The organism is Arthrobacter sp. JB02-1C (assembly GCF_057748045.1).
Genome location: NZ_CM173235.1, coordinates 1,414,130 through 1,431,884, shown reverse-complemented (window position 1 = coordinate 1,431,884; position 17,755 = coordinate 1,414,130). Strand labels below are relative to the sequence as shown.

16 protein-coding genes are annotated in these 17,755 nt (G+C 65.5%); 5 read left to right on the top strand and 11 right to left on the bottom strand.

Annotated features, from left to right (window positions below):
- Positions 1 to 97 precede the first annotated feature (97 nt).
- Both AC3ANP_RS06740 and AC3ANP_RS06735 read left to right on the top strand, forming a co-directional pair.
- On the top strand, positions 98 to 1,438 hold the full coding sequence (locus tag AC3ANP_RS06740) for a sensor histidine kinase (RefSeq protein ID WP_488332556.1): 1,341 nt from the start codon (positions 98 to 100) through the stop codon (positions 1,436 to 1,438).
- Positions 1,435 to 2,094, top strand: coding sequence for a response regulator transcription factor (locus AC3ANP_RS06735; protein WP_488332555.1), 660 nt, complete (start codon positions 1,435 to 1,437; stop codon positions 2,092 to 2,094). The genes AC3ANP_RS06740 and AC3ANP_RS06735 overlap by 4 nt, the downstream gene beginning before the upstream one ends.
- Positions 2,095 to 2,177: 83 nt before the next feature.
- On the opposite strand, the gene AC3ANP_RS06730 is transcribed toward AC3ANP_RS06735, so the two are convergent.
- The 9 genes from AC3ANP_RS06730 to AC3ANP_RS06690 all read right to left on the bottom strand — a co-directional run bounded on the left by AC3ANP_RS06730 (position 2,178) and on the right by AC3ANP_RS06690 (position 11,108).
- Positions 2,178 to 2,606, bottom strand: coding sequence for a hypothetical protein (locus tag AC3ANP_RS06730; protein ID WP_488332554.1), 429 nt, complete (start codon positions 2,604 to 2,606; stop codon positions 2,178 to 2,180).
- Between the two features lie 192 nt (positions 2,607 to 2,798).
- Positions 2,799 to 5,243, bottom strand: coding sequence for a putative bifunctional diguanylate cyclase/phosphodiesterase (locus AC3ANP_RS06725; RefSeq protein WP_488332553.1), 2,445 nt, complete (start codon positions 5,241 to 5,243; stop codon positions 2,799 to 2,801).
- A 242-nt stretch (positions 5,244 to 5,485) separates the two neighbouring features.
- Positions 5,486 to 6,031, bottom strand: a complete 546-nt coding sequence (locus tag AC3ANP_RS06720) for a DinB family protein (protein ID WP_488332552.1) — start codon at positions 6,029 to 6,031, stop codon at positions 5,486 to 5,488.
- Positions 6,028 to 7,341 carry an FAD-dependent oxidoreductase gene (locus tag AC3ANP_RS06715; protein WP_488332551.1) on the bottom strand — a complete coding sequence of 438 codons (1,314 nt, stop codon included), beginning with the start codon at positions 7,339 to 7,341 and terminating at the stop codon, positions 6,028 to 6,030. Before AC3ANP_RS06715 ends, AC3ANP_RS06720 begins: the two co-directional genes overlap by 4 nt.
- A 24-nt stretch (positions 7,342 to 7,365) precedes the next feature.
- Entirely contained in the window at positions 7,366 to 7,776 is a 411-nt protein-coding gene (locus tag AC3ANP_RS06710; RefSeq protein WP_488332550.1) for an arsenate reductase ArsC, read from the bottom strand.
- Positions 7,773 to 8,474 (bottom strand): aquaporin, encoded by a 702-nt coding sequence (locus AC3ANP_RS06705; RefSeq protein WP_488332549.1) that lies wholly within the window; start codon positions 8,472 to 8,474, stop codon positions 7,773 to 7,775. The genes AC3ANP_RS06710 and AC3ANP_RS06705 overlap by 4 nt, the downstream gene beginning before the upstream one ends.
- Complete coding sequence (locus tag AC3ANP_RS06700) at positions 8,471 to 8,821, bottom strand: metalloregulator ArsR/SmtB family transcription factor (RefSeq protein WP_488332991.1); 351 nt, start codon at positions 8,819 to 8,821, stop codon at positions 8,471 to 8,473. The genes AC3ANP_RS06705 and AC3ANP_RS06700 overlap by 4 nt, the downstream gene beginning before the upstream one ends.
- A gap of 233 nt (positions 8,822 to 9,054) precedes the next feature.
- Positions 9,055 to 10,254, bottom strand: coding sequence for a 3-isopropylmalate dehydrogenase (locus tag AC3ANP_RS06695; protein WP_488332548.1), 1,200 nt, complete (start codon positions 10,252 to 10,254; stop codon positions 9,055 to 9,057).
- A complete protein-coding gene (locus AC3ANP_RS06690; protein WP_488332547.1) occupies positions 10,251 to 11,108 on the bottom strand; it encodes a GntR family transcriptional regulator in 858 nt (285 codons plus the stop codon). Before AC3ANP_RS06690 ends, AC3ANP_RS06695 begins: the two co-directional genes overlap by 4 nt.
- Positions 11,109 to 11,254: 146 nt before the next feature.
- On the opposite strand from AC3ANP_RS06690, the gene AC3ANP_RS06685 reads away from it, so the two are divergent.
- The 3 genes from AC3ANP_RS06685 (at position 11,255) to AC3ANP_RS06675 (ending at position 14,442) form a co-directional block, all read left to right on the top strand.
- Entirely contained in the window at positions 11,255 to 12,703 is a 1,449-nt protein-coding gene (locus AC3ANP_RS06685) for an aldehyde dehydrogenase family protein (RefSeq protein ID WP_488332546.1), read from the top strand.
- A 120-nt stretch (positions 12,704 to 12,823) separates the two neighbouring features.
- Complete coding sequence (locus AC3ANP_RS06680; protein ID WP_488332545.1) at positions 12,824 to 13,555, top strand: SDR family NAD(P)-dependent oxidoreductase; 732 nt, start codon at positions 12,824 to 12,826, stop codon at positions 13,553 to 13,555.
- 107 nt (positions 13,556 to 13,662) lie between these two features.
- Positions 13,663 to 14,442 carry a FadR/GntR family transcriptional regulator gene (locus tag AC3ANP_RS06675; protein WP_488332544.1) on the top strand — a complete coding sequence of 260 codons (780 nt, stop codon included), beginning with the start codon at positions 13,663 to 13,665 and terminating at the stop codon, positions 14,440 to 14,442.
- Here AC3ANP_RS06675 and AC3ANP_RS06670 read toward each other — a convergent pair.
- Together AC3ANP_RS06670 and AC3ANP_RS06665 are read right to left on the bottom strand one after the other, a co-directional pair.
- Positions 14,439 to 15,863 carry an amidase gene (locus AC3ANP_RS06670; RefSeq protein ID WP_488332543.1) on the bottom strand — a complete coding sequence of 475 codons (1,425 nt, stop codon included), beginning with the start codon at positions 15,861 to 15,863 and terminating at the stop codon, positions 14,439 to 14,441. The genes AC3ANP_RS06675 and AC3ANP_RS06670 overlap by 4 nt on opposite strands.
- Positions 15,864 to 15,931: 68 nt before the next feature.
- Positions 15,932 to 17,713: a dipeptide ABC transporter ATP-binding protein gene (locus AC3ANP_RS06665; RefSeq protein ID WP_488332542.1), complete on the bottom strand. Its 1,782-nt coding sequence runs from the start codon at positions 17,711 to 17,713 to the stop codon at positions 15,932 to 15,934.
- Positions 17,714 to 17,755 lie beyond the last annotated feature (42 nt).

Below are 17,755 nucleotides of genomic sequence, written 5' to 3'. Positions count from 1 at the left end.
ATCGGGCAGATGGTTGATCTGGGGTCGACGCATGGTTGATTCCCGGGTCAACCTTTTGGTTGATCCGCACCGGACCGGCGGCGCATAAGCTGATCCAATGCCCGCCACAGACCCTCGTTCCGCTCCAGCCGGCGATAGTCCCTTAGGACCGGACGCGGGCCTGCCCGGCGACCTCGATACCCCGCAGCCCTCGGTCACGATCCTTCGCGTCCTCAGGGTCTGCCTGCACGTTGGTTTTGCTGCCTTGCTGGCAGTGGGCGTCCTGAGGCTGCTCGCCGGCGGGGCGGGCCCCCTGCGGTATGTCTATGCCGGGGCCGCGGTTGTCCTGGCCGGCGTGTATCTCACCGGCACGATCCTGGAAAAGCGTTTCGCCGCGGACGGCACGGGATTCGACCCCCGCCGCTACGGCCTCCTGTGGCTGGGAATCATCACCGCGCTGTGGTTCCTCCTGCTCGCCGGGAGCGCCGATTTTGCCTGGCTGGTGTTTCCCCTCTTCTTCCTCCACCTGCACCTGCTGCCGCGCCGGATTGCGCTGCTGACGATCGCGTTGATGACGGCGGCGGTCATTGCCGCCCAATGGACCGCCAGCGGGCTCCCGGTCCCACAGCCGGCCGTCGTCATTGGCCCGCTGTTCGGTGCTGCCTTCGCTGTCGTGACCGGACTTGCCTATCTGGCGCTCTACCGGGAAGCCGAGCACCAGCGCCGCGCAGCCGATGAACTCCGCCGGACCCGTGCGGAGCTGGCCGCGTCCCAGCACCATGCCGGCGTCCTGGCCGAGCGCGAAAGACTGGCCCGGGAAATCCACGACACCCTCGCCCAAGGCTTCTCGAGCATCGTTCTGGTCGCCCGCGCGGCAGAAAAGTCGCTCGCGGACGGAGACACCGCCACCGCCGCTGTACGCTTTGCGCTGGTTCAGCAGACCGCGGCCGAGAACCTGGCAGAGGCCCGGAGTTTCGTGCGCGGACTGTCGTCCCCGCAGCTGCAGGGAGCTTCCCTGATCGAGAGTCTGCGCCGGCTCTGCGAGAGCACCGAAACCAGCGCCGCCGCCCGTGGCCTGGGGCTGCGATGCAGGTTCGAACTTGACGGTGACCCCGTAGAGCTGCCGCAACAGTACCGGGTGACCCTGCTCCGGGCCGCCCAGGCCAGCCTCGCCAACGTCAGGGACCACGCCAGGGCCGGCAACGCTGTGGTGACGATCGCATTTCTGGGCAGCGAGGTCACCTTGGACATTTATGATGACGGTGTCGGCTTTGATCCCGCCGCCGCGGCAGCGCGGACGGCGGCACGCACGGACGGGAGCGGCTACGGGATCCGGTCGTTGCAGCGCAGGGTCAGCGCGCTCGATGGTTCGCTCACCTTGGAATCATCCCCCGGCGAGGGGACAGTAGTGGCCGTCCGCCTGCCCTTGGGGGAGACCGCCGGGAGAAAAGACCCGTGACCGGCATCCGCATTTTGCTCGTGGATGACCATCCCGTTGTCAGGGCCGGTCTGAGGGCGCTGCTGACCGCCTTCGAGGGTATCTCGGTGGCAGCGGAAGCGGCCGACGGCGACGCAGCACTCAAGGAACTGGACCGTCTGCGCGCTCTGGGCGAGCGGGTCGACGTCGTGCTCATGGATCTGCAAATGGGCGCGGGAATGGACGGCGTCACTGCCACATCGCGGATCAAGCTGCTGGAGGATCCTCCGCCGGTCCTGATCCTGACCACGTATGACACGGACGCTGACATCCTGGCCGCGGTGGAAGCTGGAGCCAGCGGTTACATGCTCAAGGACGCCCCTCCTGAGCAAATTCATCAGGCCGTCATGGCCGCCGCCGCCGGCCAGACGGCACTGGCACCGAGAGCCGCGGCCCTGCTCATGGGACGAATTAACAATCCCGCGCCCACGCTCACCCCGCGCGAAATCCAGCTGCTGGAATTGCTGGCCACTGGGCTCTCCAACCGGGCCATCGCCAAACAGATCTATGTTTCCGAGGCAACCGTGAAGACCCACCTCGTGCACATTTACGGCAAACTCGGGGTGGAGAACCGCACGGCAGCCATCGCCGCCGCAACGCAGCGACGCATCATCCGGGGCCCCGTCCAGCAGGGTTGAGGGCCTGACCGGCTTAAGCCGCCGTGCGGACCGGGTACGCGAACCTGGATTACCGCAAGCAACGGATGCCCGCAGGGCAGCTGTTACCAGCACCCCAGTCGGATGTTCTCTGTCAGTTGCTCGGTCTTGTTCGCGGTCCCGGGGCCGCTGATAATGAGGGACACTGTTGCGTCGGCACGGCCGGGATTGAACCGGCCGCTTCCGGGCCGGATGATCAGAGTCACCGACTCCGGCTCGCCCGTGCAGGCCCGCTGCCCGGATCCGGCTCCTCCAAAGATGGGCGCGGAGTCGTCGTGGTCACCGGTTTGGGTAAGGAAGAGCCCCACGCCGGCGTTCTGGCCCTCGTCGCAGCTGTAACCGATGTGCACTTGCACCCCGCTCCCGGAACTGTCGAGCCCGCCGCCGCTGACCCACAAGTCACCGCGTCCATGTCCTGAGCCGGCCTGCGCCGGGGCTGCCATGCTCAGCAGTGCGAAGGCGCTGGCGATGACAGTTCCAACAATGGTCTTCACCCGGTACCGGCAACCCTCGTAGCGCGCGGCAGCAGGATGGACAGCTGCCGGTGGACGCGGCCCGTATTCACGTTTCGAAAAGGCATTTCCAAGCTGCTTCATCGGTCCCATAGCCTGCCGTCGCGAGAAGGAGGAGGAGGTCATCTGCTTCAGGAAAGTCGCTTCCTCGAATTTGGTGGCGCTCCGGTCGAACTATCCCAGTCCACGCTCCCGAGGGCCGGACAGAGAAGGGACGAAAGCCCCCAGTCGTTGGGGAAGGCGGCCCTTGCCCAAGGTCTTGATGCAGTCCCTGGGCGGAAGCGGGCGCGAGTAGAAGTTGCCCTGGACGCAGCTGCAGCCCAGGCTTTCCAGGTGGTCGCGCTGCGCTTGAGTTTCTACGCCTTCTGCGATGGTGGACAGCCCAAGGGCCTTCGCGAGGGCGATGACTGCTCCTACGATGGCTGTGTCCTCGGCGTCGGTGCCTAGGCCGGCGACGAATGACCGGTCTATTTTGATGACGTTCACCGGGAAGGTTTTGAGGTGCGTGAGGGAGGAGTAGCCTGTTCCGAAGTCATCCAGCGCTATGTCCACTCCCAGTGACCGGAGCTCCCGGACGATGGCGAGGTTGGCGCTATTGGCATCGAGCAGCGCTGACTCGGTGATTTCCACGCAGAGTGCCTGTGGCGCGAGACCGGACCGGAAAAGGGCATCCCTGACAATGTCCATGAGGTCCGGTTGCGCGAGTTCGAGGGGACTGAGATTCACGGCCACCTGGGCCGGCGAACTCTGGGGGCTGGTGCGTTGCCATCGGGACAATTCAGCGCACGCCTGGCGCACCATCCATTGCCCGATCTGAACGATGAGGCCGCTCTTTTCCGCGATGCCTAGAAACTCGGCAGGGGCGAGGAGCCCCCGGGCGGGGTGCTCCCACCGCACGAGCGCTTCGACGGCGACGAGTTGGTCCTCGGCAAGGGAAAAGACTGGCTGGAAGAAGAGTCTTAGTTGGTCCTCTTCCAGCGCCACGCGGAGTTCCTTTTCGGTACGAAGACCGTATTCGAGATCGTCGCGCATCGTCTCGCTAAACACTTCGTAGCCTCCGCCGCCGGCGGCCTTGGCATGGTACATAGCCGTATCCGCGTCACGGAGTAGTTCGTCCGGGCTCGTTTGGTCTGCTGACACAGCTATTCCCAAGCTGGCAGACACCACGAGGCGCTCCCCCCGAATCTCTTGCGGCGGAGTAAGTTCGTCCAGCAGCCTCCGGGCCAGCAGTTCGGCGGTCTGGACATCCGGGAGGTCCTCGCACAGGACCACGAATTCGTCGCCGCCCAACCGCGCCACCGTGTCGCCGGCCCTGCTGGCCCGGGCCAGGCGCCTAGACACTTCGGTGATCAGGGCATCCCCGGCCGCATGCCCCAACGTATCGTTGACGGCCTTGAGCCGGTCCACGTCGAGAAAGAACAGGCCAACCCTGGTTTCCTGCCGATGGGCCCGGGCCAGCGCCTGCCTGATCCGGTCCATGACCAGCACCCTGTTTGGCAGCCCGGTCAGCCCATCGTGCAAGGCCTGGCGCTGCAAAAGTTCTTCTGCTTCGCGCCGTGCTGTGATGTCCTGGTACTGCGCGACGAGGTATGACGGCATCCCGTCGTCGTCACGCACCACTGCGCTGGTCATCGAGGTCCACACGATATGCCCGTCAGCGTGCACAAGGCGGCGCGACTCCGCGTACTCGGAGACAGCGCCGAAAAGTGCTTGAGCCAGCCGTCCTTCCGCCACCGACGAATCCTCCGGAGCGGTAAAGCCGAGGATGCTGGACCCGGTGAGGTCCCGGGCCCGCCGACCCAGAAGGAGACCAAAGGCACGGTTTGCCCGGAGTATCTGGCCAACTGTGTCCGGATGCAGGCTCACCAGTGCCACCCCGATCGGAGCATGCTCGAACGTAAGCCTGAAACGTTCGTCGCTTCGCTTCAGCTTCGCTGCGGCGTCCAGTTCCGCCAGACGCTGGCGCTGGCTTTCACGAAGCAGCCCCTCCAGTTCCACGTCTTTGCGTTCGAGGGTTGCCCGCTGCTTCCGGAGTCCGACGCCGGCGAGGTGGGCCGTCGTCGCGATGGCCGCCATGATGACGGGAAAGATGACCATTCGGATCAAGGTCGATGAGCCGATTGTTGTGCCAACGATCAGGGGCGGTAGTCCAGCGCTCATCGTTGCGGCCAGGGCAGCCAAGACGACGAAGCCCCAAGACCGGGTGACCGAGAGCCAGATGACAGGAAACACGGCGAGCAGCCCCAGGACGCTGAGAACGACCGGGTCGGCCTCCCGGCCAAAGCCCAGAACCACGCAGTCCATGACGGGGATGACGGCGTAGCTGCCGTCAGGTAACTTTTCCCATGGCATGACAGCGCACAGGACGAGCAGGACCGCATGCGCGAGAACGGTCAGCTGAAACAGGCTTCCTTCCATGGTGGAAGGGCTGAACCCAGCCGTCAGTGCGATCACCAGAATGAGGGTCACAGATAAGGGCAGCTGGCAGATAACAACCTGCCCGCGCTCCCCCAGGCGTCGGAAGAACGATGGGAGCGGAAGGAATTCAAGAACGCCATCCAGCGGCAGCCTTATCTTCCGCCCGCCACGGGCAGCGCCAGTGCTGATTGGTGTGGGCAATGAAGTTCCTCATTCGAGAAGATAAGTCCTCGCGGACCGGCCGGCAGCTCTGCCCGGGCGCACGGCGGGACAGGCGACCACGGGCGAAACGGCTCGGGAGAGGCCGGAGCCGACAGCAAAAATACCACAGACTAAACACCGCCCCGGTGCGACGACATCGTCGTACGGCTGCCCGGGCACAGCTCCAGGAGTCGGTCCACCCGGCGAGTCGTTGACGGCGACGTGCTTTTTAAGGACAGTTCTCAGGGCCGGAGGTTTGTCAGGGTCAGCTGTGCCCGGTGGTGGCGGTAGTGCCTCGGTGCCCAGCGGAGAATGTCCCGTCGACTCATCCACGGAGCGAAGTACGGATCCCAGGAGGGCGGCATCGTCATGCCCCGCCCGAGCGCTTCCCCATCTGCACGGTCATACCAGGTCACGATTGTCCGAGTGTTCCGGTCCATCATCCGCAGCATGCTGCGCGGTGTGAGGACTTGGCCGGCCGCTGCGCTGCCCGCCCAGTTGACCCAGTTATAGGGTTTAGCGCATGACTCGAGCAGCCGGCCCCAGTTGCGTGACGCAGCTGGGGGCAGGCGGGAGAACAGGCCGAGGAGCGGTATGGCCGAAAGCGTGATGTTCTGCCCAAGGACCATGTGGAAGAGCAGCTGCCGGTTCGTCCAACGCGTCCCGTTAGACGGGCGGTCGAGCTCGAGGGCCGAGGCGCCAGAGACGATGCTGCTGAAGTCAGCGGCGATCCAAAGCAGGTCAGCGCGCACGGGATCCGCTGGCGATAAGTTCTCCTGTTTGCTCATGCAGGAGTTCCGCAGCAGGATTGCTCCGCGGGGTCGTTGGGGATGACAGTCGAGCAGGCACCGGTTTCGGGGAGTTCGAGTTCGACGGCGTCTGCGGCTTCGGTGTCTCCGGCCAGGGCGGCTGCGATGGAGCGGACCTGTTCGTAGCCGGTAGCCATGAGGAAGGTGGGCGCCCGGCCGTAGGACTTCATGCCGGCCAGATAGAAGTCTTTCTCCGGCTGGGCAAGGATCCTGGCGCCGTGCGCCGGGACGGTGCCGCAGCTGTGGACGTCCGGATCGATCAGCGGGCCCAGGGCCTTGGGCGCATCGACGGCGGGATCAAGGTCCAGCCGAAGCTCCGAAAGGATGGCCAGGTCCGGGCGGAACCCGGTGGCGGGGATGACCCGGTCAACCTCGACGCTGCGGCCGTCACTGGCCCGGACCGAGACTGTTTTGCCGCCGGTTTCGATGTGGGTTTCGATGTGGGTGGTGTGGAAGCTGGTCAGGAGCCGGACGGCTCCAGTGTCGACGGCGGTACGCAGGCGGGAGCCGAGCTGGCCGCGCGCGGGCAGTTGGTCTGCGGCCCCGCCACCGTAGGCGCGGGACGGGGTGTCGGCGCGGATTGCCCAGAGAACTTCGGTTCCGGGGTTGGCCCGGGCGAGGCGGGCCAGGTCCAGGACCATGTTGGCGGCGGAATGGCCGGAGCCGATGACCAGGGTGCGGCGGCCGGCGAACCCGTCGTCGGATACGTCGGGCAACGGGCCGGTGATCAGCCCGGCGGCCCGCGCTTCGGCTTCTCCGGGGGCAACCAGCCCGGATGAACCAACAGGTGCCGGGGCGGTCCAGGTGCCGGAGGCGTCGATGACGGCCCGGGCCACGAGTTCAACAATGTCGCCGTTGGCGTGCCGGATCCGCAGCAGGAATGGGGTCTGGTCGCGGCCCAGGCTACGGCCCTTGTCCATGCCCTGCCGGGTGACTGCAATGACCCGGGACCCCGTGCGGATCCTGCCCCTGAGTTCGGGTGTTGCCGCCAGGGGCTCGAGGTAGTCGGCGACGATCTGGTTTCCGTAGGGCAGTGCGGTCGGGCGGGGCGCTTCCCAGCCGGCGCGTTCGAGCAACCTGACGGCGGCGGCGTCGAGGTTGTACTGCCAGCTGGAGAACACCCGGACGTGGCCCCACGCCCTGACGGCGGCACCGACCGTGGAGCCCGCTTCGAGGACAAGCGGCTCCAGCCCGCGTTCGAGCAGGTGCGCTGCCGCGGCCAGGCCGACGGGCCCGGCGCCGATCACCACAACCGGCAGGGATTCCACCGATGCCATTGCTGTCCTCATTTCAGTCATCGTCGGCGGGCGCGGTTATGCCTTGGCCGGGAGCAGCGAGGCAATCAGGGCCTCCACTCGGGTCCTGATCTCGTCCCGGATGGGCCGGACGGAGTCGACGCCCTTGCCGGCCGGATCTTCCAGGACCCAGTCCTCGTAGCGTTTACCCGGGAAGTAGGGGCACTCGTCGCCGCAGCCCATGGTGATCACGACGTCGGAGTCCTTCACGGCCTCGCTGGTGAGGACTTTGGGGATCTCGGCGGACATGTCGATGCCGACCTCGGCCATGGCCTCCACGGCGGCCGGGTTGACCTGCTCCGCCGGCTGCGACCCGGCGGAGCGGACCTCGATGGCCCCCCTGCCGAGGGTGGTGAGGAACGCGGCGGCCATCTGGGAGCGCCCGGCGTTGTGGACGCAGACAAACAGGACGGAGGGTTTTTGGCTCATGAGAGCACCTTTCGATCAGCCGCGAGGTCCGCGGAAGCAATGAGGGTTGGGTAGAGGAAGCGGATCAGGAAGAAGCCGGCGGCGCCGCCGACCAGCTGGGCGAAGATGAAACCCGGAGCCGATGACGGTGCGATCCCGGCGAACGTGTCCGTGATGGTCCGGGCGATCGTCACGGCGGGGTTGGCGAAGCTGGTGGAGCTCGTGAACCAGTAAGCAGCGGTGATGTAGCCGCCGACGGCGAACGCCACCCGGTCCGCCCTGCCGGAGCGGACCGCACCGAACACGATGAGCAGCAGCCCGACCGTGGCAATGGCCTCCCCAAGCCACATACCGGTCCCGGTGCGCTCATGAGTGGAGAACGTCACCGCGCCCAGGCCGAACATCAGGTGCGCCAGCACGCTACCGGCCAGTCCGCCAAAGATCTGGCTTGCGATCAGGCCCAAGGCAGTCCTGGTGTCGAGCATGCCCAGGGCCTTCTCGACCAGGGTCACGACAGGATTGAAGGATGCCGAGACCGGCTGCAAAGCCAAGATCAGTGCCACCAGTGCAGCGCCGGTGGCGAGGCTGTTCTGCAACAGCTGCAGCCCGACGTCGTCCGGGGACAGCCGCGAGGCCATAACACCTGAGCCGACGACGGCCATGACCAGGAACGCGGTGCCAATGAACTCGGCCATCGCCCGGCGTGCCAGTTGGCTCACTGCCCCTGTCCCCCGATCAGGGCCGCCAGGTTCTGCAGCGCCTCCGTTCGCGCACGGTAGTAGACCCAGACACCGCGCTTCTCCCGGTCCAGCAAACCGACCTCGTGCAAGAGCTTCAGGTGGTGGCTGATCGTGGGCTGGGACAGGTCAAAGGCATCATTCAGGTCGCAGACGCACGCCTCGCCACCCTCGTGCGAGGCGACCAGGGACATCAGCCGCAACCGGACCGGATCGGCCAGCGCCTTCAACAGCGGAGCGATCCGTGCCGCCTCGTTCTCGGACAAGGGCTCCCGGGCCAGCGGGGAACAGCAGGCGAGCGTCTGTACCGGGGTCAGCTCCAAAGACATAGACATGCATGAATATTTACACTCATCTATGTCATTGGCAAGACGGAAGCCCTGGCCTTATGGCCGCAGGGTGGCAGGGCAGCGCCTTACTCGTCTCGCCGTTGCGGAATACTCACAGGAATGCCGGCAGGAGCGCCGGCCGCGGGAATGTGAGTCGCGGGACAGCAGAAGCGCTTCGCTATCGCCGCTCCCGGCGCCAAACGCGACGTCCGCGCGACCAGAAACCCTGGCTTTCAGTCCGTTAGTGGCGTGAAGTGCAATTCGGGCGCCTGACGCTCCGATGAGGTACCCCGAGCAAAACGAGGGACGTTCCAATTTCGAATTCCTGCCAAGTCAGACATGAGGGACCGCCCAGGCACTGCTGGCACGGATCCCTTGGCGCCCACAAGTGCCGCTATCTCCAGACCCAATTCCGACGTGGAACGTCCCATCCCCGGGCCGGAGGGTGCGGGGAGCTGGGCCAGCACGTGGACGGCGGCGGCCTCGATAGCGAGGGCTGCTGCAGCCTCTCCAAGATGTGCCAACATTAAGGCAGTGGAGAGGATGGAGCCGATCGGGTTGGCCCATCCCCTACCGGCAATATCAGGGGCGGACCCGTGAATGGCCTCGAACATGCTGGGCGCGGACCCATCCAGATTCAGGTTCGCGCTCGAGGCAACGCCAAGGCCGCCCTGAACGACGGCGCCGAGGTCCGTGATGATGTCGCCAAACAGATTGTCGGTCACGACGACGTCGAAGCGTTCGGGTGAGAGTGGAAGGTGGAAGCACATGGCATCCACGTGTACATAGTCCAGCTCGACGTCGGGATACCGCTTGCTGAGATCGATGGCCGTATCCTGCCAGAGCCTGCCGGCTTCGACCAGAATGTTTGTCTTGTGGCAGAGAGTTAACTTACCTCGTCGTCTCTGGGCGAGCCGGAAGGAAAAGTCCACCACCCGCTCCACGCCGACCCGCGTATTGACTGACTCCTGCACGGCCACGGCGTAAGGCGTCCCGGCATGGACTGTGGAGCCCCGACCCACGTAGGCGCCTTCGGTATTTTCCCGCACGATAATCATGTCGCATCGTTCGGGCGTGAGCCCGGAGATGGGCGTCTTGACGCCTGGATAGAGCTTCACAGGCCTCAGGTTTACCGCCTGTTGGAAAGTCCGGCGCATCTCCAGAATGAAACCCCGTTCCAAAATTCCTGGGGGCACCGCAGGGTCCCCCATCGCGCCGAAGAGGATTGCGTCCTGGCCGCGAAGCCGCAGCTCCAGCTCGGGGGTCCACAGTTCTGAGGTGCGCAGGTAGTGCGTGGCACCGGCATCCACTTCCATCCGTTCGGTGCTGAAACCAAAGGTCGATTCGGCTGCGTCAAGGACCTTCAGCGAGGCCTCGATTACCTCCGGACCGATTCCGTCTCCGCGGATGACGGCTATCTTGTGGGGACTCATGGGGCTCCTGGATCTGATGATTTGGATGAGGTCATGCCCTGGCGGATCAGGGCTGCAGCGGCGCGCAGTCGGGTGCGGGCCAACTGTTCGGCGTCGTCCGCGTTTCCAAGTTCCAGCGCGACGACGAGGGCGGCATGCCCCGCATGGGCGGCGGCCACGGCGCCAGGTGTTGAGAGCAGCGGCGACCTGAAGAGTTGTTCGGTCAGGCGGATGAGACCGCTCTGCCGCTGCACGAAGCCGTTGCCCGAGGCCCGCAACAGGCCCTCATGGAATCTTCCACTGAGCTGCGCGAAGCGCCTCTCCCGTCCTGGCAGCAGTTCCCGGGTCTCCGCGTCGGCAAGTTCGCGCAGCTCTACCAAGGCGAGCGGCTCAGCCGACGAGCCCCGACGTAGAGCGGCAAAGCGAGCGCAGGCGAGCCGGGCGGCCAGTCCCTCCACAGCCTCGCGAAATTCCAGGGCGGCAAGCAACTCCTCTGGCCCCATCGTCGCCACTCGGGCTCCGCCGCGGGCGTCGGTATGGACCAGCCCCTGTTCTTCCAGCAATCGCAGGGCCTCCCGCAGAGGTGTACGGCTCAGGCTGAGCTCTGCTGAGAGCTCCGCCTGGGGTAGCCGCGCGCCCGGCGTGTAGCGACCTTCGAAGATGCGCTCCCGCAGCAAGGCGGCCGTTTCCTCGACGAGCGGCACGGCACTTCGCCAGGGCGCCGACTGGACCATCTGCATAGCCCCTTTCCCTTCGTGCTCACCGATTGCGCTCCGGCCGACACCGGTGGTGTCCTCCGATCCGGACAGTAAATGGACACCCCAATCAATTGGGATCCCGTTCTGTTTAGTGCTTGAGACTTTGCCGCTCAACATCCCCGATTGTCAATAGTGGCCCAGAATATAGGCCCTTCCGGGCAAATTTTCGTCCGAATCGTTGACCGCGAGCCCCGGCCATGTCTAGTCTAAGTTTGTTACTGGTCAGACCACCAAGCAGCCGCTCGCGGCGGGAAGCGGGCACCATGTCCACCTTCACGGCCCCCTATCCGACCGGCCTCCCAATCGGCAATGAATGGGCCGCCTGCACGGACTATCAGAAGGTCGTTTTCCCTTATGACGGTTCCCTGGTGGCGGATGCCCCCGTGGGCAATGTCGATCACGCGCGGCGCGCCATGGATGCAGCCGATGCAGTGCGGGGCGAAGTGGCGGCGTTGAGCACCGGCGCCCGGCGTGCCCTCCTGCTGGCGATCCACGATGCCTTGGCCACTCACGGCCCCGAGCTCATCGACCTGCTGATCCTGGAAACCGGCAAGCCGCGCGTCGACTGCAACACGGAGCTGGCAAGGGCGCTGACCACCTGGGCCGCCAGCGCGGAGGAGGTCGCACACACACACGGTGAAACCGTCTCGCTGGATCTGCAACCGCTCGGCGAGGGCATGTTTGGCTTCTGGACGCGCCGGCCGGCCGGAGTCGTCGTCGGCGTCACGGGCTTCAACTACCCGCTGCTGCTCGCGAGCCACAAGCTGGCTCCCGCGCTCGCCGCTGGCTGCCCGATCATCATCAAGCCTGCCCCGAACACGCCGCTGGCCTCGCTCTGGGCCGTGGACCTGATACGCGGGGTCCTGACCGCCCACGGAGTGTCCGCCGCCGCGGTGCAGCTTGTCACTGGCGGCGTCGAGGTGGGGGCCAGCCTCGTCGCCGATCCGCGCACGGCGGTCGTCTCATTTACCGGCTCCGCCGCTGTGGGCCACCAGATAGCCCGCGATGCCGCACCGCGCAAGACCGTTTTGGAGCTCGGTTCCAATGCCGCTCTCATCGTCGCCGACGACGCAGTAATTGCTGACGCCGTCGATGCGGTGATCCGCGGCGGTTTCTACGCCAACGGCCAGGCGTGCATCTCAGTGCAGCGCGTGGTCCTGGTTGAAACCATCGCTGAAGAGTTTGAGCAGGCACTGCTGGCCCGGCTGGGAGAAGTGCGCGTCGGCGACCCCCGGGAGGAAGGAACCCGTGTCGCCCCCGTCATCAACGAAACGTCCTCCCGCCGGATTACAGGCTGGATAGACGACGCCGTCGCCGGCGGGGCGCGCCTGCTCAGTGGCGGCATCCTCATCGGGCGCAGCATCGCCCCCACCGTGATAGCCGAACTCCCCGACGACGCGGAGCTTTGGTGCGAAGAAGTTTTCGGCCCCGTGGTCTGCCTTCGGCGCGTGCCCGACGTGGCGTCCGCAATCGAGCAGGTCAACAGATCCCGCTACGGGCTTCAGGCCGCCATCTACACCAAGTCCCTTGAGTTGGCGTTCGACGCTATCAACCAGCTGGACGTCGGCGGCGTCGTGGTCAACGAGATCCCCGGCTTCCGCTCGGACATCATGCCGTACGGCGGCGTGAAGGACTCAGGCATTGGCCGTGAGGGTCCGCGCTTCGCCATTGAGGAGTTCACCGTGACCCGAATGGCCATGATCCGCCCGTAGCCGCCGTGGCAGGCCGCCGACACGGTTTGCCGACGGTGCGAGTCCCAATTGACCCAACTCAGCGAAGAGAGCCGCGCCTTGGACTACAGTCAGCTTTTCCACCTTGATGGACGCCGCGTTATGGTAATCGGCAGCGGCAGCGGCATCGGCCGAGAGTCCGCGCTGGCGCTCGGCGCGCACGGCGCAGCCGTCATCTGCGCGGACCGCGACAGCACGACAGCGGCCGAGACCGCGGCCATGATCGGGGACGGCGCCAGCGCCATCACCCTGGACGTGCTGGACCATGAGGCCGTGCGCGCGGCGGCACTGCAGTTCGGTGATATCGCCGCGCTCGTTTTCACCGCGGCAACTAATGTCCGCAAGCGCATCGCGGACTACACGCTGGAAGAGTTTGACCGCGTAGTGAATCTGAACTTGCGGGCCTCATTCAGCGTCATCCAGTCATTTGCCCCCGCGATGGCCGCAAACGGCGGCGGCAGCATCATCGGGTTTGCCTCCATCCGCGCCGTCACCGTGGAACCGGGACAGGGCGCCTACGCAGCCACCAAAGCCGGTCTGGTACAGCTCCTGCGGACCGCCGCAGCCGAGTATGGCCGGTCCGGTGTGCGCATAAATGCCATTTCCCCAGGGGTCGTTGAGACTCCGCTGACAGCCCAGATCAAGAACAACTCAGAATGGTATGACGCCTACGCGAGCAAGAGCGCATTGGGCCGCTGGTCCCGGCCCGAGGAATTGGCCGGCGCCGTTGTCTACCTCGCCTCCGGCGCCTCCAGCTTCGTCACCGGTTCGGTTCTCACGGTCGACGGCGGCTGGACCGCCATCGATGGCCGTTTCGATCCGCCCGGCGCGTAGCCGGACGGGTCCGGCCGCCCGCGGGCCGGCACGGATGATCGCAGCCGGGGAACCACCTTCTAGAATGTCACTAGGAGATTGTGCGCACCAGCTAAGGGGGAGAGACCATGGCCGATGCTATTCCAGCTGTACCGCGCGCTAAACGTGCCTTCGAAGCGGTCGTCGATCACATTGAACAGGCAGTACTACGCGGCGAGCTGAAGGCTGGCGACCGACTTCCCGGCGAACGGGAGTTGGTCACGCGTTTTGAGGTGGGACGGTCCTCGGTGCGGGAGGCCATGCGCGTGTTGGAAAGTGGCGGGCTCATCGCCTCCCGGCCCGGCGACCCGCGCGGGGCGGTCATCCTGGCTCCTACCGCGGCCCCGCTCAGCAAACTCATGACCCGGCTGACGGTCTCATCCAGCAGCAGCCTGGCCGATTTGCTTATTTACCGAATGACGCTTGAGTCTGCCGCCAATTCGCTGGCTGCCTCGCGCCGCAGCGAGGCCGATCTGCTCAAGCTGGAAAAGGCCATGGCCCGAATGCGCCACAGCATGGCCCTGGGACGGCACCAATTTAGCCGGGCTGACCTCGATTTCCATGACGTGGTGGCGTGGGCCAGCGGCAATGCCATGATCAAGGTTTCCGCCGGGGCGGTCCGGGACTCCATAGAAACGCTCATCGAAAGTTCCATCCGCGGCAGTGGCGACGACGACGAACTAATGTTGCGCACTCTGTCCCATCACGCGGACGTCTTCGCCGCGATCCGCGATCGAGACGCGCACCGCGCGGAGTATCTCGCGCGCAGCAGCCTCTTCGAATACTACGGCGACCTGCTCGAAGAAGATGACCGTGCGGCCCTTGCCGCGCTGGCATCCTTCGGCGCGCCGTCTACTGCAACCGGCTAGTCCAGCGCCGCCCAGATCGGCACAGCTGAAGCCGGGCGCACGGATTCATACCACGCCGCGGCGCGCAGGATCTGGGCATCTGCACCCACCGGGCCCGCCATCTGCACCCCGATCGGGCGCCCGTCGGAGGTGAAGCCGCAGTTCACCGTGGCGGCGGGCTGCCCCGACATATTGAACGGCACGGTGAAGGCGATGTGCGCCATAGTGCTGTCCGGATCGTCGACCGGCATGGGTTGCTCGGCGGCGAAAGCTGCCATCGGCGCTACGGGAGAGAGCACGACGTCGAACGCTGCTGTGGCGCCGATGGTCGCCTTCTGCATCTGGTCGATGCAGTTGAAGTGCCGTATGGTCGCAGCGCCATCGAAGCTGGCCCCACGGGAGCACCACCGGACTATGTAAGGCAGCACCAATTCCTGATGATCTGGCGGAAGGGCGCTGTAATCCGCCCAGGAACGGGTTCGCCAGAAGTTGTCGAGGCCGTCGAGCATTTCCTGGTTGATGAACGGGCCCAGACGGGTAACCGACGCACCGGCGAGGGCGAAGACCTCCGCAACGGCTTCCACTGCCGCCAGAACTTCTGGGTCCGCGTCGGAGCCCGCCCCGGCTTGGGTCTGAACGGCAACTTTCATGCCCTTGATAGCGGCCCCGGCAACCCCGTCGTCAGGGGCCAGCCACTCCATCGGGGGATATGGGCGAGCCGTATAATCGCGGATGTCGGGCCGGGCCAGCACGCTCATGAAGAGCGCAGCGTCGGCTGCAGTACGGGCCATTGGTCCTGCGGCCCGGCCGACGTATGGGGTGTCCAGTGGTACCAGGCCGGCGCTGGGCTTAATGGTGGCCAGACCCTGCCAGGTTCCGGGCAGCCGGATGGACCCGCCGATATCCGTTCCGACGTGCAGCGGGCCATATCCCGCCGCGGCGGCCGCGCCGGCGCCGGCACTGGAGCCGCCGGTCGTCCAAGCAGGGTTCCAGGCGCTGCGTGTCACCCCGTGCAGGCTCGACACGCCAGAGGAAAGCATGCCCCAGTCAGGCATGGTGGTGGAACCCATGATGACGCCGCCACTTTCAATAATGCGGTCCGTGATCGGCGCATTAGCGGTTGGCACACGCGGACCGGGCAGGGCGGTGCCGCTGGGCATTGGCACCCCTACGCGGGCAACATTTTCCTTGACGGTGGAGGGAACGCCATCCAGCGGGCTCAGGGGGCGGCCCGCGCTCCAGCGATGTTCGCTTGCCCGTGCATCACGCAGCGCTTCCTCAGGATTGAACACGTAGAGGGCATTGAGTACCGGCTCCCGCTCCTCAATTCGGCTTATCACTGCGGTGCAGACTTCCACGGGAGAAAGATCTTTGGCCGCATAGGCCGCACCGAGTTCGCGGGCGCTGAGCAAATGGATTTCGGTGGAAAGCGTGGCGGCCATGGTAGGTTCCTTTACGTCGTTCGCGGCGCGGTGTTTGCTGCGGATCAGCCCGGCCAGTGCTGGAATATCTAGTGAAGCAAGGCGGCTTCACGGGCCGCCATTTCAGCTCGCAGGGACATGGTTGCACCAACCAGCGTCCGGGTGTAATCGTGCTGCGGCCGCTCGTAGATCTGTTCGGTGCTGCCGGTTTCCACAATCTCCCCGGACTGCATGACCACCACGTTGTCGCAGATGTGCCGGACCACGCCCAGGTCGTGGGAGACAAAGACCAGGGTCAGTTGGTACTGATCCACCAGATCGGAGAGCAGGTTCAGCACTTGGGCGCGGACAGAGACGTCCAGAGCGCTCACGGGTTCGTCCGCGACAAGTACCCGGGGTTTGCAGATCAGCGCGCGTGCGATCGAGATTCGCTGGCGCTGACCGCCGGAGAACTGATGGGGAAACCTCTCCGCTGCATTGGCCGGCAAGTCGACTGCCGCGAGCATTTCCCGCACGAGTCTGCGCTGGAGTGCGCCGTCGACACGTTTGCCCGGGGCCAGCAGCGGCTCCGCGATGATGTCTTCAACTCGCATCCGGGGGTTGAGCGACCCCATGGGATCCTGAAACACTATCTGGAGCTCGCGGCGCAGCCCGATGAGCTGGTTCTCGCGGGCCCCCGCTACTTCGTTTCCGGCCACGCGGACACTGCCTGCGCTCGGCTGGTCCAGCCCGGCCAGGATTCTGAGCAAGGTGGATTTGCCGGAGCCGGACTCCCCGACTACCCCGAAACGCTGTCCCGCCTGCACGTCAAAGGAAATGCTACGCAGCGCTTTCACCTCACCGGGCTTTTTGAACAGGGACGTCCGGCCGCGCTCGTAATTGCGTACCAGATTCTTGACGCTGATCATGGGCTCGATAGCCGCCTTCGCGCTCCCAGAAAGCGCTGGTTCCCCGCCGGTCCCTGGCTCCTCGGCCGCAGGCTCGGCCGTCGTGGTGGAGGCCTTGAGCCGCAATACGCTCGGCGGAACCGTGGACAGTACGTCCTGGATGGTCGGCGGAACGTAGGCCGCGGCCGACGATACCGTGAACAGCCGTCCATTCTCATCAGAGGCGTCCAGGTCCGACGCCGCGAGCAGCCCGCGCGTGTAGGGGTGCTGGGGGCGGGTAAAGACCTCCTCAGTGGAGCCCTCCTCCACCACGATGCCACGGTTCATGACCAGTACCCGGTCACAGACGTTGGCAACAACGGACAGATCGTGGGTGATGAATAGCAAGCCAGTGCCGCGCTGCTGCACAGATTCAAGAATCAGATCCAGCACCTGCCGTTGGACCGTGACATCTAGGGCGGTCGTCGGCTCATCGCAAAGCAGCAGCCCGGGGTCGTTGGCAAGTGCCATGGCCAGCATCACGCGTTGGCGCTGACCGCCGGAGAGCTGGTGGGGATAGGCCTTGGCCGCCTCGGCGGGGTCCGGCAACTTCACGCTGGCGAGCAGCTGCACCGCCTTTTCCCGGGCCTCGCGGCGACCGGACACGGTCTTGTGCTTAAGCATGACCTCGGCGACTTGAGGGCCGACCTTCATCAGTGGATTCAGGGCCGTGAGCGGCTCCTGAAAGACCATCGTCATGTCGTTCCCGCGGATCCGGCACATCTGCCGGTCCGTGGCGGTGACCAGGTCCTCCTCGCGCCCGGCGAGCCGGATGGAGCCAGTTGCATTAACGCCCGGTGGCAGCAGCCCCATGAGGGCCGTGGTGGTCATGGACTTGCCGGAACCTGATTCTCCGATAAGCCCTACCCGCTCGCCGCGGTCCATGGTGAGGTTGAAGTCCTGCACCAGGGAAAGGTCCTTGGTGGTGATATTAAGTCCGCTCACCTGCAGAAGCGGTCCGGTATCTAGTTGTTTCGAGTTGGGCAC

Excerpts from the sequence above, each read along its gene's own strand:
- AC3ANP_RS06700 (WP_488332991.1), bottom strand. The coding sequence starts at position 8,821 with ATGTCTTTGGAGCTGACCCCGGTACAGACGCTCGCCTGCTGTTCCCCG.
- AC3ANP_RS06690 (WP_488332547.1), bottom strand. The coding sequence starts at position 11,108 with ATGTTGAGCGGCAAAGTCTCAAGCACTAAACAGAACGGGATCCCAATT.
- AC3ANP_RS06720 (WP_488332552.1), bottom strand. The coding sequence starts at position 6,031 with ATGAGCAAACAGGAGAACTTATCGCCAGCGGATCCCGTGCGCGCTGAC.
- AC3ANP_RS06670 (WP_488332543.1), bottom strand. The coding sequence starts at position 15,863 with ATGGCCGCCACGCTTTCCACCGAAATCCATTTGCTCAGCGCCCGCGAA.
- AC3ANP_RS06710 (WP_488332550.1), bottom strand. The coding sequence starts at position 7,776 with ATGAGCCAAAAACCCTCCGTCCTGTTTGTCTGCGTCCACAACGCCGGG.
- AC3ANP_RS06695 (WP_488332548.1), bottom strand. The coding sequence starts at position 10,254 with ATGAGTCCCCACAAGATAGCCGTCATCCGCGGAGACGGAATCGGTCCG.
- AC3ANP_RS06675 (WP_488332544.1), top strand. The coding sequence starts at position 13,663 with ATGGCCGATGCTATTCCAGCTGTACCGCGCGCTAAACGTGCCTTCGAA.
- AC3ANP_RS06685 (WP_488332546.1), top strand. The coding sequence starts at position 11,255 with ATGTCCACCTTCACGGCCCCCTATCCGACCGGCCTCCCAATCGGCAAT.
- AC3ANP_RS06740 (WP_488332556.1), top strand. The coding sequence starts at position 98 with ATGCCCGCCACAGACCCTCGTTCCGCTCCAGCCGGCGATAGTCCCTTA.
- AC3ANP_RS06680 (WP_488332545.1), top strand. The coding sequence starts at position 12,824 with ATGGTAATCGGCAGCGGCAGCGGCATCGGCCGAGAGTCCGCGCTGGCG.
- AC3ANP_RS06715 (WP_488332551.1), bottom strand. The coding sequence starts at position 7,341 with ATGAGGACAGCAATGGCATCGGTGGAATCCCTGCCGGTTGTGGTGATC.